This window comes from Bdellovibrio bacteriovorus (assembly GCF_025558485.1).
GTDB classification, from domain to species: domain Bacteria; phylum Bdellovibrionota; class Bdellovibrionia; order Bdellovibrionales; family Bdellovibrionaceae; genus Bdellovibrio; species Bdellovibrio bacteriovorus_G.
In genome coordinates, this window is the sequence record NZ_CP102930.1 from 287,576 (window position 1) to 300,900 (window position 13,325).

Below are 13,325 nucleotides of genomic sequence, written 5' to 3' on the forward strand. Positions count from 1 at the left end.
GCACCAGTGGCTCCAATCAAGCCCGTGGTCACTCCTGCCGTGACGGCTGCATCGCCAGAAAACCGCGCCCTGAGCTTAAAGGAAAAACTAAAAGCTCTGACAGCGAAGTCCACGCACACGCAGTCGGACAATCTGATCTTTGATCTTCCAGTGACGTACAATAAAAAGGTCAGCAAATGGATCGCTTACTTTCAGGGAAACGGTAATAAGTGGTTCCGCACCTGGTTGCAGCGCTCTTACAAGTACATGCCTTTCATTCAGGAAGAATTAAAACGTGCAGGCCTGCCTTCGGATCTGGCTTACATGGTGATGATCGAAAGTGGATTTGCAGCAAACGCCATCAGCCATGCCGATGCGGTGGGCCCTTGGCAGTTTATCGAGGCCACAGGTTCCCGCTATGGCTTGAGCAAAAGCTGGTGGCTTGATGAACGAAGAGATCTTAAAAAGAGCACTCTGGCTGCAATTCGCTATCTGAAGGATCTACATGCTGAGTTTGGATCGTGGTATCTGGTCGCCGCCAGCTACAACATGGGCGAAAGCGGACTGCGCCGTCGCATCAAGAAATACGGCACTAAAGATTACTGGGCGCTCATTAAGCTCGATGCACTTCCCCAGGAAACTCAGGATTACGTTCCTAAAATCCTGGCCGCTATGCTAATTGCCAAAGCACCAAATCTGTATGGATTCCGTGATTTGGAAAAGATGGACCCGTTGGAATACGATGTTGTTCTTGTCCCCGGTGGCACCGATCTGGAACCTTTGGCCGATCATTTGGGAGTCACCAGAAAGTCATTAAAAGATTTGAATGCCGAGCTGTATTTGGGATACATTCCCCGGCAGGTGCAAAAACACTTCATCCGCGTTCCTAAGGGAGCCGGACGAATGGTTTCCACCTACGTCTATCATAACACTCGGAAAGTTGCATTGGAATGAAGCCCCTGATTGTCCAGAAATACGGTGGAGCCACCTTAGCAGATCCTGAAAAAATCAGATCTGTCTCCGCCCGCATCGCAGCTCAATCCAAAGATAATTCCCTGATTGTTGTTGTCAGTGCCATGGGCAAAACCACAAATTCACTGATCGACCTTGCCAATCAAGTCTCTGCCCACCCACAAAGACGTGAAATGGATATGCTGCTGACTGTGGGTGAACGCATCAGCATGTCATTGGTCAGCATGGCTTTGAATGATCTGGGATGTTCAGCGATCAGCTTTACCGGAAGTCAGGCCGGGATCTTTACCGATGATTCCCACGTCAATGCTTTCATTAAAGACGTGAAACCCATACGTGTGGAAGAGGCCCTGAAAACAGACCGAGTGGTGATTCTGGCGGGCTTTCAAGGTGTGTCACCCACAACCAAAGAAATCACAACCCTGGGGCGTGGTGGTTCCGACACTTCCGCTGTGGCAATGGCCGCGGCTTTTAAAGCAGAACGCTGTGAAATTCTAAAAGATGTTCCGGCGGTCTTTACCGCTGACCCTAACATTGTTAAATCCGCACGTCCTTTGAACGAACTGAATTATGACCAGCTGATGGAAATGACTTTCTGGGGCGCCAAGGTTCTGCACTATCGCTCCGTCGAATTGGCCAAGATGCGTGATGTGACGTTGTATATCGGTCCTGCCTCCAATAAAACCTCTGACGGCACGCTCGTCAAAAAAGGATTGAATATGTTTGAATCCTGCAAAGCCCTGTCCCTGAATTCTCACGAACTGGTTTTGGGCATTCACTGCAAAGAAAAGAATCCGGCTAAAGCTCTGCATGGATTGCAAAGTCTTTTGGACTACAATCAAATCGCATTTCCTCAGTTGCTTAGCTGTGAACTTTCGCTGGATAAGACTGAAATCTTCCTGACCGGACCTCAGGAAATCATGGTGGCTGTGAAGAAGGAACTGCAAAAGCATTCTGACTTTACCCTGCTGCCGACGGATTATTCCACCGTGACTTTGACCTGCACAGGCGCCACGTCACCGGAGATCACACAAAAAGTTCTGAATAATCTGAATGAAAAGAATTTGGCTGCGCAGAAACTTTTAGTCAGCGCCATGAGCCTGACTGTTTTGGTGGAGGCCCCCCTGCGCAAGCAGGTTATTGAGGCTCTCCATCCTTTGATTTAGTTTTAAACTGAATTAAGGCAACAACGTCGGCGTCATCACACGATAACGATTCTGAATTTTCTGCCAGATATTTGAATGAGGGCCGGTGATACCATCGGCGCCTCCCACTCCGGAAATCCCGCGTTTTGGATCAAACTGTCCACCGGGAAGGAATTTGCTTAAATCCGGACCACCTTTACCTGCGGCAGCTCCTGCTGCGCCCACACCAGGACGACCGGCACCGCCACCAGCAGCTCCACTGCCGTAACCACCGAAGCTTCCGCCTCCGCCGCCATAGAATCCTGCTGTGACCTTCACATCATCAAGTCCACCGGCTTCGCCACCGCCGCCGCCAGATTCACCACCACCACCGGAGCCACCGCCGCCGCCGCCAGACAATCCGGCACCACCGCCTTGTTTGCCGTCAACAGCTTCCCCGGCGCCACCAGAGCCCGGTTTACCCGGAGATATTCCCGGTAAATTCGGAAGGTCACCAGTGATACCGTCCCCGCCTTTGGCGGTCAAACGACTGCTGGAATCCAAACTGCTACTGACAAAGCTGCCACCACCGGCAGAGTTCGTTCCCATACACACGGGGTCCGTTGGGTTTTTCGAGCACACACATACTTTGTTGCTGGCCATTTCAGGCTTCGTACAGTCAACAGGACCTGTGTTCGAACAGCCCGGCAAGTTGGGATTCGTTTTACAGATTTCAGGCACTTCGGCTGATTCCCCAGAGGTCAGAGCTGCGCACTGTGAAGCGTTTTGCATAGTTCCGCCGAAATTCGAAATGGCCTGATTGGCCTCTGAAACTTTGTTTTCAAAATCCGAGCAACGCTTTGCCTGTGTTTCGGCACTGCCTACGGAAATCGCCCCGCCACTTGCCTGCACGCACAGCGGATTACTGTTCACCCACTCCACCACCGCATCACACGCCGAATGACAAGAGTTAATGGAACTACTGCATGTCAGGCGATACGCCGCCACCGCCGCATTCGCCGCCGCAGACAGACTGGCCATCTTCGAACACGCCGCTTGAATACTGGAGGCTGTTTGCGAACCAAACATCAAACTTAATTGTGAAGCAGTATTGGCAACCTGAGACATACCCGTATCGTTCTTTTCATCGCAAGTGTAAGAAGTGTCGGCAATTTGTTCCTGACACTGGGCCTGCAGCTGCTGGTAGGCACCACAACCCTGACCTCCTCCAGCCATTTCTCCTCGGCAAATCCAGCCACTGCCGCCGTTCACATTAATGCAATCCTCGACAGAACAGCGATTTCCACACTGACGAGCGGGCTCTGGTGGCCCCGTAAGTTCAGAATCTACACATCGGTAAGCCAGCCTACTTGACTGGCTATCCGGGTCTGAAAAAGCAATTTCTTGACACTGCTGACTTCCAGAACATCTACGAACTCGACAATCTTCGCTGTCAAAAGCCCCCCATGTCTGCTGCGGTAATATCGCCATTGTTAGAACGAATCCGCCAAAGACCACATGTAAGAAAAATCTTCTCATTCCCATGGTGATACTGTTCGGTACATTTAGACGTGAACTTTACCAAAGTATAAGCAATCTCGATTTGAGACACTAAGGCATCAGAGTCGGGCTTAGAACCTGATAGCGGTTCTGAATTTTCTTCCAGATATTTGAATGGGGACCTGTAATTCCATCCGGACCGGAGACTCCGGCAATGCCGCGAGTTTTTGGATCAAACTTTCCACCGGGCAGAAACTGTCGCAAATCCGGGCCACTTTTTCTAGACCCCGCAACACCAGCAGCCCCCGCTTTCCCTGCGTATCCACCGCCAGATCCGGCTCCGCCATAACCACCACTTCCTCCGCCAGCGCCATAGAATCCGGCATTCACATTGGAATCAAGATTACCACCCTCACCCTGACCACGATCCGATCCGGCATCAGCGCCGCCCGCTCCACCACCGGAAGAAGACAGTCCGGCACTGCCACCTTGTCGCCCGTCCACAGCCTCTCCAGCTCCACCGGATCCTGGTTTACCCGGAGATATTGCCGGCAAGTCCGGCAGATCTCCACCTGGCACATCCCCACCAACAGAATTTAAACGCGAAGCTGAATTGATACTGGAATAAGTGCTGCCATTCATCCCTTTCTGAGAAAGACATGCAGGGTCCGTGGGATTCTTGGAACAGATGCAAACTTTATTGGACGCCATTTCCGGCTTGGTACAATCCACGGGGCCGGTGTTTGCACAGCCCGGCAAGTTTGGATTCGTTTTACATATTTCAGGAATGGCAGCCGGATCACCGGAAGTTTGCTCAGCACACTGGGCGGCATTCTGCATAGTGCCCGCATAATTCGCAATGGCCTGATTGGCCTCTTCCACTTTGCTTTCAAAGCGATCACAGCGCTCGGCCTGCGCCCGTGCATTTTCGGAAATCATCGAATTGTCGCCAGCTGCCCCTGAAAACCCCTGCACCGTGCAAGTCGGATTATTAGTGACATAATCCACCAAAGCAGAACAGGCCGAGCGGCAGGAATTGATCGAGCTGCTACAGTTCAAACGATACGCTGCCACAGCAGCATTAGCCGCAGCAGAAAGACCTGCCATTCTTGAACATGCCGCCTGAATGCTGGATGCCGTTTGCTGACCAAACATCAAACTAAGCTGCGAGGCCGTATCGGCCACATTGTTCATGCCGCTATCGCTCTTTTCATCACAGGTGTGAGAAGTCTCTGCCACGGCGTCTGAACACTGCTGCGCAAGATCGGCATACTGTGCTGAACAGTCAGGTCCACGCTGCTGCATTTCCGACTGACAGATATACCCGCCCCCACCGTTAACATTCTCCATACACTGACTCACAGGACAACGGTTGCCACAGGGATTTGTTTGCGATGTGCTTTGAGGCTCCTGCTGTCGCTGTGTCTCGGCAGGTTGTTGGGTTTGTGCCGGGCGGGAAGTTCCACCGCCGGAACCGCGATTGGAGGAGTTTCCTCCGCCACAACGGCCTTCCCTTTGGGTTTGAACGACACAACTGTCATAGCGAATAACTTGATCGCGAGTGGCTGCACCCGACTTGGGAAGATATCGACTGGCACACCATTCAGCACAACCCAAGAACGTGCCGGCCGAAGCCTCTACACCTCCGAGAAGTACCAAAATAATAAGAGGGAGTAGTCCCCTTAAATACCAGTTTCTCATAGTATTCCTATCGGCCCCTAACTCAGTTTGCTACAACTTCGTTAGGATATATTCTCATATTTTAATGAAGACTGACTCGTGAAATAGAATCAAAACGAAAATCCGATTCAAGATGAGACATAAGCTCACGGCATCAACGTCGGTCGCACCACTTGATAACGATTCTGAATTTTCATCCAGATGTTGGAATGCGGCCCGGTAATTCCATCCGGTCCTGCAACTCCCGCAGGGCCCGTCACAGTACAGCCCGGAAGATTCGGATTGGTTTTGCAAATATCAGGAACTGCCGTTGTGTTCCCCGCCGTCAACGAAGCACATTGAGCTGCATTATTCAGGGTACTGCTTAAATTATTGATCGCCTGACTGGCCTCTTGGACTTTGTTTTCAAAGTTAGAACATTTATCCGCATCAATTTCTGCCGTCTGAAGAATCAGAGGATTTGTGCCCAAACCCTAAAATTCACAAAACGACTATACGCGGATTACCAAAGATGTGTTTCCAGTCTGTCTGGGAACGTATCAATTTGCACCGATCCCACAACCACGCTATGCTAGCCGCTGAACAAACAGGAGCTCCCATGAAAAACCTCTACAATTTCTCAGTCGCCAATGCTGCCGGTAAATCCACTTCTCTGGATGAATACCACGGCAAGGTTGTTCTAATCGTCAATGTCGCCAGCAAATGCGGCTTCACTCCCCAGTACAAGGGCCTTGAAGAACTTTATACTCAGTTCAAGGATCAGGGTTTTACGATTCTGGGCTTTCCATGCAACCAGTTCGGCGCTCAGGAGCCCGGCTCTGACTCTGAAATCCAGCAGTTCTGCGAACTCAACTACGGCGTGTCTTTCCCGGTCATGGCAAAAATTGATGTGAATGGTGACAATGCCGATCCTCTTTATCAGTGGTTGAAGTCCTCTGCTCCGGGTCTGTTGGGAACAGAGATGATCAAGTGGAATTTTACCAAGTTCCTTGTGGGTAAAGACGGTCAGGTCTTAAAGCGCTACGCCCCGCAAGAGGAGCCTGTGAACATCACTGGCGACATCAAGAAAGCTCTGACTTAATATTCCACGAAAATCCATAAGCTAATAAATGGCACTGCCCTGTCAGACTCTTCGACAGGGCAGTATCCGCCGCTGACACCACGATGCTTGCGGCTCTCTGGCACCCTCGTTGCTATCTCTTCCATTTATGATGAAGAGATCTTTTCAGACAGCTAAAACATCCCTGATCACAACGGCCTTGTGTCTCATTTTGGGACAGTCCTTTGCTTGGGCTGCGACGACAGTTAAAACTGAAAAGTTCGACAACGGTGTTGTTTCAAAAGAAAGCCACTATCAGGATGGATTTCTGACCGAGCGCCGCTATTTTGATATTGAAGGCCGCTTTACTGGCTGGGTGCGCTTTACCAAGTCCACACAAAACCGCCTGATTGTCACTGAGCTTTCTATTGAAAAAGAAAAATACGGCCAGATTCAAAGTCAGGAAGAATGGTCTTTCCTTGATAAAGAAGGAATCCAAACAGAACAATCACGGTTGATGCGCAAATGGCACTACACCAAAGAGGCTCCGATTACTTTGGAGTACATCGGCCACCACGAACAAAATGAACCCTTCAGGGAAAACCGCAAAGACTATTTAAACAAAGATAATCAACTGACATCCTCCATCTTCCTTTACTACAAGGATCAGGATGAAAAGCCTTACGCGTTTATCGAAAAAGACCCTAAAGGCAAAGTGCTGAGTGAATACTCCCTTTATGAAAAGTACGATCTGGTGGGCAGCCTTAAGAAATCCGGTCTTTCAACAGATGAAATTGCTGTGCTGAAAAAACAGCGGGAAAATCCAAATCGCTTCCTAATTGCGATTATCGACTCAGGATTTGACTACAACCACAAAGAACTGGTCAGCAAGTGGTGGAACAATCCTCAAGACCCTGTGGATGGCATCGACAATGACGGTAACGGTTGGATTGACGACAACTTCGGTTGGGAACAAGTGCGCGATATCGGCCTGCCAACAGAATCTTCAATTGGCATGCATAAGGACCAGCGTCCCCTGTCCCATGGAACCCACGTGGCCCATATCGCCAGTCATGGTCTGAACAATATCGCCTTGGTGGGTTTTGCCGGTGATTACACTCGTGCAGATTATATCCGTAAAATGTCTGATTTTATCAAGAAGCATCAGGTTCGCATCGTCAACATGAGCCTGGGCTTCCCGGCCGACCATAAGGATCTGCTGGGCCTGCGTGATGGCATTCGTGCTTACAAAACCATGATCGAAGAAAATCCAAACACTCTATTCGTGGTAGCCTCTGGCAACGCCGGTGTGGATTTGGATCTGTCAAAGAACCGTCAGTATCCGGCCAGCTTCACGCATCCCAACGTCATGAAGGTCGGCGCCCTGACGGCCAGTACCATCGAAGAAGTCACTCCTGAAAATGCTAAAATGGCAGACTTCAGTAACTTCGGAAAAGACAACGTCGATATTCTGGCTCCGGGTGTAAAAGTCAATGCCGCCTCTTTGGGTGGTGGTCTGATTGAGCACTCCGGCACTTCCATGGCAACGCCTTATATGGTGAATCTTATTGCGCGGCTGTGGAGCGAGCTTCCAGACCTGACCGCCAGTGAAGTCCGCGAACTCTTTATCGCCACGGCTCAAGTGACCAAAGATCCTGCGCCTATCAAATCCCAGGGCTATGCCGATTTGAAAAAAGCTTTGCTGGTCGGGAAAATGAAAATGCTGAAAGACCGTCACGCCAAAGTCGAGGGTCCTAACTGTTGGAACGCCTCTACCTATTTGGCTGGTGTTTCTCAAGGGCTGCATCACACTTTTGCCAGCGAGTTTGCCAATATCGTCGATTCCCCCCTGTGTCAGCGCGTGCCGGTGGAACAAGCTCAAACTGGCGACATCATCGCCTTCCGCCGTCTGAATAGAAATGGAAAAGTCCTGCCCGCGGCCTTTGCTTCTGAAGTGCACGGTTACACCCTGATTGCGCCGGGCCTTGGCTTCACAAAGAATGGTGTTTCGGCGGCGGCTCCATATCAAGAACAGCCTGCTCAGGAGATTTTTAACAAGTATCGCTCTCAAGAAGGCCGTGAATGCAAAAAACTGGGCATTGATCGTCAGGATTGCCGACTGGCGCAAATGGCCTATCGCTGCATCGGTCTGGAAGAGTTCATGGGCAAACAAGGTGGTTTAAACATCTTTGAAAAAGACCTGCTACTGGAAGTGAACAAGCTGGAAAAAATCGTTCAGTCCCAGATGCTGGATCAAAAGAATTTGAATACGAACATTGAGCCTGTAGTGACAAGAATACAAAACAAAATCCTGGAGCTAAAAGCTCGTGGCAGTTCTTTGATAGTCACCGACTATTTTGAGTCCCGCCTGGAATCTTTGGAATACAGATAAAAATAAAAAAAGGAGAACCTTATGAAACAAATCTTTATCGCCGCTTTGATTTTCGCAGGAGCGCAAGCCCAGGCCGAAGGACTTCGTGTTTTCGTCAACAATCAGGGTTGCAGCGTGATTCAACAAATCGAAGACACCAAACGTATCGTTGACATCCAAAAAGGTGGCGAGCGCGCCCTTGTCACCATCAACAGTGACGGCACTATGGACGGCGATTTACAGATGCTTGAAGATGCCAGCGGGATCACGGCCGTAAGCGTAAATCAAGGCCGTCTTCAGTGCACGGATCTGGAAGAGGACATCGGTCCTTAATCAGAACCCCGCATGTTCTTTCATAAAATCCAGCTCGGCCGTCGTGGACTCTCTTCCCATGACGGCATTTCTATGTGGATAGCGCCCAAACTGATCGATTATCTTTTTATGCGCGATCTCGAATTTGTACGAGTTTTCCAACCCTTCCTGAGCAAAAAGCTTCATGGCCTCTTCATGAATCAGTACTGATTCGCTGTGCATGTAAGGCATGTATAGAAAACCACGTTGACGCACTGGCAGATCCATATCATCCCCCTGCATCACCGCCTCCTGCGCCAAAGCCAAGGCCTGAGCATCGCTGGCAAAAGCTTTTGGCAAACCGCGGAACATATTGCGGGAAAACTGATCCAGCACGATGATTTCCGCCAAACGTCCTTCCGGATTTTGACGCCAAAGATATGTTTCCCCTTTGCAGACCTTTTCATGCAAAACAGAAAAACGCTTGCGCAAAAGATCGTCAAAAGCGGCATCCTTGGTAAACCAAAGCTGGGGATCAATTTCTTCAAACCAAAATGAAATAACTGTGTTTGCGTTCATAAGCCTGAGCATCCCCGATGCAAGCCTGAGTGTCCAGACGCGTTCAGACTTTAGCGATGTGGTGGCAGAAGAATCACCTTTTTGGTTCCGGGGTACCCTGTGTTTTCACGCACAAGGGCCGCTTCTTCGTCTGTGGCCATCCGAAAAGGAAAACTGTTTTTCAGATCGGCAAAACCCAGACGATGGAAAGTATTTTCAGGAACGAAGGGCCTGGTAAAGCCCGTGTAAAAATCAAAACGATTCGGCCCTTTGATTGCCGCTCCTGCATCACGAACAACAAAGAAGCCATCGTGAACAGTTCCATCCGGCATTATCTGCCCTTCAAGGCGCGGCACAAAAATCACGTCCCCCATTTTATAGATGCTTAAATCAGCAGCCACCGTATGATAGGGGTCCAGACACACATTCCGCATGCCATAGCCGTAAGGACATTTTCGCATGTCCACTTCTTTAAAGCGGGGCACGCCGTCTTCACCGCGGGCGTAATAATTAAATGACCGGAAGCGCCCGTTTTCGTCGTGGACATAGCAAGCCCCCTGCATCACGCAGTTGTTGAAATCCTTCACGCACAGGCGAGTCAGGACTTTGTCTTCCGGGGAAAGCATTTCCACACGAGTCTGCTCTTCGCAACGATCCACGTCGTATTTGATAATGGGCTTGTAATAGATTGTGGGGTTTAAGAATGTCGGCTCCACCGGAGCCGGTAAAGGCGGTGGCATGGGCGGCTCGGTAAAACCTGCCTCTTGGGCCCGCACAGTCATTGCTAATAGAAGTCCAAAAACCACATTGATCATCGGCCCATACTAACAAATTCACTGTGCATCCTTCACAACTACGTCAAAAGACATAACAAGGTGCGCTTGACCTGAACTGCGAATAAACGACAGTTTACCCCCAGAAACCCCGTCATCTGCACTTTCATTGGATTAAAAAAGCATAAGGTTTTGCGCGATCAAAAAATCAGAACTTTTCCAGAATCTCTTTCAGAACATGTGCGTGATTGATTTTTTCATCGCGAGCCGCATACAACAAGGTGACGTTCTGGTTCTGCGCACGTTCGGCCAGCTCTGCCAGTTTATCCTGTGCCGGTGCCGCCTTCAGTTCTTTCTTGTATTCTGTCTTAAATTCAGAAAACTTCTCGGGCTTGTGACCAAACTCTTTGCGCAGCTCTGTACTGGGACAAATCTCTTTCGGCCACTCACTGAACTTTAAATCTTCCTTCTTAATCCCACGCGGCCACAAACGATCCACCAAAACTCGATAACCATCATCCCGACTAGGCTTTTCATAAACTCGTTTAATCTTAATCATAAAAGGTACCTGCTCACTTTTGCATAAACCATGCGTTATTTTACGCGAAGCTTCTGCAAAAGTAAGCAGGTACCTTTTTGTTCTTCGGCAAAACTGGGGTGGGAAAAAACAAAACCCACTCTTGTGGAGTGGGTTTTGGAGTTGCTTCAGCTGTAGCGACACTCTACTCCGACAAAGTCGGAGTGAGAACAGTCGCCACAGCTCTGCCGGCGGGGCCGAGTTTAGTGTTTGCCTTTTTTGCCTTTTTTCGGAGCGTCTTCGGCTTCGATGGCTGGCTCTGTGCCTTCGTGGTCTTCGCCATTGCTGCCGTTGGTATCAACCAAAAGTTTGCCGATACCGTTAGCCGCAAGGATCTTTTTACGAAGTTCAACCATGTACTCTGGGTGTTCTTTCAAGAAGGTTTTCGCAGCATCACGACCTTGGCCCATGCGCTCACCGTTGATAGAGAACCACGCACCGGATTTTTCAACCATGCCCGCAGTCACTGCCAGATCCAGAAGATCGCCTTCTTCAGAAATACCTTCACCGTACATCAAGTCGAATTCAACTTTAGTGAACGGAGGCGCCATTTTATTCTTCACAACTTTCACCGCCGTGCGGTTCCCAGTCACATCCTCACCGTTTTTGATCGCGCCAATACGACGTACATCCAAACGAACAGAAGAATAGAATTTCAAAGCGTTACCACCCGTAGTCGTTTCAGGGTTACCGAACATAACACCGATTTTCATACGGATTTGGTTAATAAAGATAACAAGAGTGTTGGAACGGTTGATCGCCGCAGTCAATTTACGAAGAGCCTGAGACATCAAACGTGCCTGCAAACCAACGTGGGAATCGCCCATGTCACCTTCGATCTCTGCACGAGGAACCAAGGCTGCCACGGAATCGACAACCAATACGTCGATCGCGCCAGAGCGAACCAGAGTTTCCGTGATTTCCAAAGCCTGCTCACCAGTGTCTGGTTGAGAGATCAAAAGATCTTCCGTGTTCACACCCAGTTTACGAGCGTAGTTGATATCCAAAGCGTGCTCTGCATCGACGAAAGCAACAACGCCGCCTTTTTTCTGAGCTTGAGCGATAACAGACAAGCACAGAGTGGTTTTACCAGAAGACTCTGGTCCATAGATTTCACAGATACGACCTTTAGGAAGACCGCCGATACCCAAAGCGATGTCCAGGCTCAATGCACCGGTGCTGATCGCTTCAACGTCTTTAACCAAAGAATCGTTCGCGCCCAGACGCATGATGGAGCCTTTACCGAATTGCTTTTCGATAGTCGAAACAGCCAATTCAAGGGCTTTGATTTTTTCTGAATTTGCTTTGTTATCTACAGTAGCGTTTGCCATCTGTTGTTCCTCTCTCTCGTGACTATCGCCACGACACTTTTGTGTTTAATGTTCAGGCCGGGGGCCTTTTACTATTTCTTGTCGAGAACTGTTTTCAGCCAGGCCACTGCGTAGTCCACCGAAGTCGTCTGGATGGTTTTGCGGTCTCCCGAAAAGATTTCTTTTCTGGAGTCTTCAAAACCCGGACCAGCGATGGCAAAGCATACAGTGCCCACTGGCTTTGACGGTGTTCCACCTGTCGGACCAGCGATACCTGTGATTGCCACAGACCAATCAGTTTTAAGCTGACGACGCACTCCGTGCGCCATTTGACGAGCGACTGTCTCGCTCACCGCACCCTCTTGCATGAGAGTGTCTCGACGAACCCCCAGAAGATCCACCTTCGCCTCGTTAGAGTAAGAAACCACAGAGCCTAGAAATATGTCGGACACGCCTGGTTGCTCTGTTAAAAAAGCCGAAAGTGCACCTCCAGTACAACTTTCCGCAAAACCCACTGTGAGTTTTTGGTCGCGAAGGGATCGAATGAGTTCTTGAAGCTTCTCATTCCTGTCCATTAAGCCAATCCCGCAAAAATAAGGGATAAACTTTTTACTCCGACGGAGTCGGAGTGCAGAACAGTTATCTGAGAGCCCAACCAGTTGGTTTGAGTGTAGATCACTTGCATGATGAGGCTCGCAATTATCCCCGCGGCCACGTCATCAATCATCACCCCAAGTCCTCCTTGGATCTTCTTATCTAAATATCCTATGAATAAAGGCTTTGTGATGTCCAGCAATCTGAACAGGGCAAAACCGATTAAAATGGCCTGCCATGTCATTGGCAGCCAAACCATGGTAATCAGAAAACCCAAAACCTCATCAATTACGATCTCTTTGTGATCATGACCGCCCTTGGCCTGCTCGTAAGCTTCGCAGGCTGCAATTCCGACTATGAGCAGCAAAATCACCGCCCCCATATAATAGATCGGCCCCAATTTGCTTAAAAGAATGACAATGGGAATGGTCGCCAAGGTGCCAGCAGTACCAGGTCCTTTGGGAAAACGGCCCACACCAAACAAAGTCGCAAGTTGTATCAGGAATTTGGTCATCATCACGATGAGTTACGCCGGACCCGTAGGCCTTGCAATGCAG

14 protein-coding genes are annotated in these 13,325 nt (G+C 49.7%); 5 read left to right on the forward strand and 9 right to left on the reverse strand.

What is annotated here, in order from left to right:
* Positions 1–6 precede the first annotated feature (6 nt).
* On the forward strand, positions 7–933 hold the full coding sequence (locus EZJ49_RS01525; protein ID WP_262553734.1) for a lytic transglycosylase domain-containing protein: 927 nt from the start codon (positions 7–9) through the stop codon (positions 931–933).
* Positions 930–2,117, forward strand: a complete 1,188-nt coding sequence (locus tag EZJ49_RS01530; RefSeq protein WP_262553736.1) for an aspartate kinase — start codon at positions 930–932, stop codon at positions 2,115–2,117. The genes EZJ49_RS01525 and EZJ49_RS01530 overlap by 4 nt, the downstream gene beginning before the upstream one ends.
* A gap of 12 nt (positions 2,118–2,129) precedes the next feature.
* On the opposite strand, the gene EZJ49_RS01535 is transcribed toward EZJ49_RS01530, so the two are convergent.
* The 3 genes from EZJ49_RS01535 to EZJ49_RS01545 all read right to left on the reverse strand — a co-directional run bounded on the left by EZJ49_RS01535 (position 2,130) and on the right by EZJ49_RS01545 (position 5,725).
* Positions 2,130–3,311, reverse strand: coding sequence for a hypothetical protein (locus EZJ49_RS01535; RefSeq protein WP_262553738.1), 1,182 nt, complete (start codon positions 3,309–3,311; stop codon positions 2,130–2,132).
* Positions 3,312–3,686: 375 nt separating this feature from the next.
* Positions 3,687–5,234, reverse strand: coding sequence for a hypothetical protein (locus EZJ49_RS01540; protein ID WP_262553740.1), 1,548 nt, complete (start codon positions 5,232–5,234; stop codon positions 3,687–3,689).
* 167 nt (positions 5,235–5,401) lie between these two features.
* The gene (locus tag EZJ49_RS01545) at positions 5,402–5,725 is read right to left on the reverse strand and encodes a hypothetical protein (RefSeq protein WP_262553741.1); all 324 of its coding nucleotides are present in this window, start codon (positions 5,723–5,725) and stop codon (positions 5,402–5,404) included.
* Between the two features lie 128 nt (positions 5,726–5,853).
* On the opposite strand from EZJ49_RS01545, the gene EZJ49_RS01550 reads away from it, so the two are divergent.
* The 3 genes from EZJ49_RS01550 (at position 5,854) to EZJ49_RS01560 (ending at position 8,998) form a co-directional block, all read left to right on the forward strand.
* A complete protein-coding gene (locus tag EZJ49_RS01550) occupies positions 5,854–6,336 on the forward strand; it encodes a glutathione peroxidase (RefSeq protein WP_262553743.1) in 483 nt (160 codons plus the stop codon).
* 127 nt (positions 6,337–6,463) lie between these two features.
* Positions 6,464–8,686: a S8 family serine peptidase gene (locus EZJ49_RS01555; RefSeq protein WP_262553744.1), complete on the forward strand. Its 2,223-nt coding sequence runs from the start codon at positions 6,464–6,466 to the stop codon at positions 8,684–8,686.
* Positions 8,687–8,707: 21 nt separating this feature from the next.
* On the forward strand, positions 8,708–8,998 hold the full coding sequence (locus EZJ49_RS01560) for a hypothetical protein (RefSeq protein WP_262553745.1): 291 nt from the start codon (positions 8,708–8,710) through the stop codon (positions 8,996–8,998).
* On the opposite strand, the gene EZJ49_RS01565 is transcribed toward EZJ49_RS01560, so the two are convergent.
* The 6 genes from EZJ49_RS01565 to EZJ49_RS01590 all read right to left on the reverse strand — a co-directional run bounded on the left by EZJ49_RS01565 (position 8,999) and on the right by EZJ49_RS01590 (position 13,285).
* The gene (locus EZJ49_RS01565; RefSeq protein WP_262553746.1) at positions 8,999–9,535 is read right to left on the reverse strand and encodes a DUF924 family protein; all 537 of its coding nucleotides are present in this window, start codon (positions 9,533–9,535) and stop codon (positions 8,999–9,001) included.
* Between the two features lie 50 nt (positions 9,536–9,585).
* Positions 9,586–10,329: a 3D domain-containing protein gene (locus EZJ49_RS01570; protein ID WP_262553747.1), complete on the reverse strand. Its 744-nt coding sequence runs from the start codon at positions 10,327–10,329 to the stop codon at positions 9,586–9,588.
* Between the two features lie 166 nt (positions 10,330–10,495).
* Positions 10,496–10,846: a DUF488 domain-containing protein gene (locus EZJ49_RS01575; RefSeq protein WP_262553748.1), complete on the reverse strand. Its 351-nt coding sequence runs from the start codon at positions 10,844–10,846 to the stop codon at positions 10,496–10,498.
* A gap of 221 nt (positions 10,847–11,067) precedes the next feature.
* Entirely contained in the window at positions 11,068–12,195 is a 1,128-nt protein-coding gene (recA, locus tag EZJ49_RS01580) for a recombinase RecA (protein ID WP_262553749.1), read from the reverse strand.
* Between the two features lie 71 nt (positions 12,196–12,266).
* The gene (locus EZJ49_RS01585) at positions 12,267–12,749 is read right to left on the reverse strand and encodes a CinA family protein (RefSeq protein ID WP_262553750.1); all 483 of its coding nucleotides are present in this window, start codon (positions 12,747–12,749) and stop codon (positions 12,267–12,269) included.
* Positions 12,749–13,285, reverse strand: coding sequence for a phosphatidylglycerophosphatase A (locus EZJ49_RS01590; protein WP_262555913.1), 537 nt, complete (start codon positions 13,283–13,285; stop codon positions 12,749–12,751). The genes EZJ49_RS01585 and EZJ49_RS01590 overlap by 1 nt, the downstream gene beginning before the upstream one ends.
* Positions 13,286–13,325 lie beyond the last annotated feature (40 nt).